Annotated in this window: 1 protein-coding gene and 1 pseudogene; one reads left to right on the top strand and one right to left on the bottom strand. The window is 55.0% G+C overall.

The window, feature by feature from the left end; genetic code table 11:
• Positions 1-713 (top strand): annotated as a pseudogene (locus C5B91_RS21130) (tyrosine-type recombinase/integrase); the annotation flags it as partial.
• A gap of 30 nt (positions 714-743) precedes the next feature.
• On the opposite strand, the gene C5B91_RS22185 reads toward C5B91_RS21130, so the two are convergent.
• A partial coding sequence (locus C5B91_RS22185; RefSeq protein ID WP_158589932.1) for a hypothetical protein occupies positions 744-1,022 on the bottom strand: 279 nt, incomplete at its 5' end.

Genomic DNA, 1,022 nt, shown 5'->3' with positions numbered 1-1,022 from the left:
TATATCTGCACGTCGCCAGAGCGTGGTACGCGTTCGTGAAGCGTCGGAAGTACGCGAAGTACAACCCACTTTCAGAGGCTGGCGAAGAGTTCGGTTGGGAAGCAAGTGAGCCGGACCCACAGGCGTTGTCGGCGTCACAGGTCCGCCGCATTTACAGTGAGGTTGATTCGCCGGAAGCGGAGTTGCTCGTCGTTGCGCTCGCCGGATGGGGATTACGACCTTCAGAAGTTGGCGCGTTACACGTCGACCAGGTGGTCTTGGACGCAGAGGATCCACACCTGTCGTTCGGTGATGGAGAGCGCAAGAACGGCCCTGGTGAGGTGACTCTATTGTATGGCGTGGACGTCGTCGCTGATCGGATTGATGCGCTCTCTGACCGTGAGACGTGGAACGGGTATCTGTTCCCGTCTCGCTCGTCGTCTACGGGACACGTGTCAGTTAGCACGATACGTCGTCGGTTCAAACAGCTTGCTGACAGTGCTGAAGTGGTTGTCGATGGCGAGACACCAACTCCGAAGATGGGACGTCGGTTCTGGTACTCGGCGTATCAGGAAGCCGTTGGAGAAGTTCTGGAAGGTCTTGAGGGAGTGGCTGAAGACCAGGGTAGTACGTCGACGGAGGTCGTACTTCGGAATTACTTGTCGAGAGAGCAGGAACGGAAAGCTCGGCGAAGGAAGATGTATGAGAAGTTAGAGTCGGCGTTTGAAACGTGACAATCTCAAATGGAGTATAGCGAGCCGCGTCTATTCCGGGAGACGGTGTTCCCCGTCGCTATTCACAATTTCATTCACTATGTCTGGGAGGTCCAGGTCATGGACCTCGAACTCCTCAATTTCGTATATCGGGGTGTCGAGTCCCTTCTCGTATTCCATACGAATTCCTGCATATTTCTGAGCGGCGTCCTCCAGTTCCTTGGTGAAGTTTGCGTCCGGAGCGAACATACGGTAGACATGAGCAGCGAACGAGTACCAAGCAGCAACGAAGAATGGATTCTCTGCTTTCCCAAGGCTCTCCCCACAGTC

This window comes from Haloferax sp. Atlit-10N, from assembly GCF_003586325.1.
Lineage (GTDB): Archaea > Halobacteriota > Halobacteria > Halobacteriales > Haloferacaceae > Haloferax > Haloferax prahovense.
This window is presented reverse-complemented; position numbering and strand designations above follow the sequence as displayed.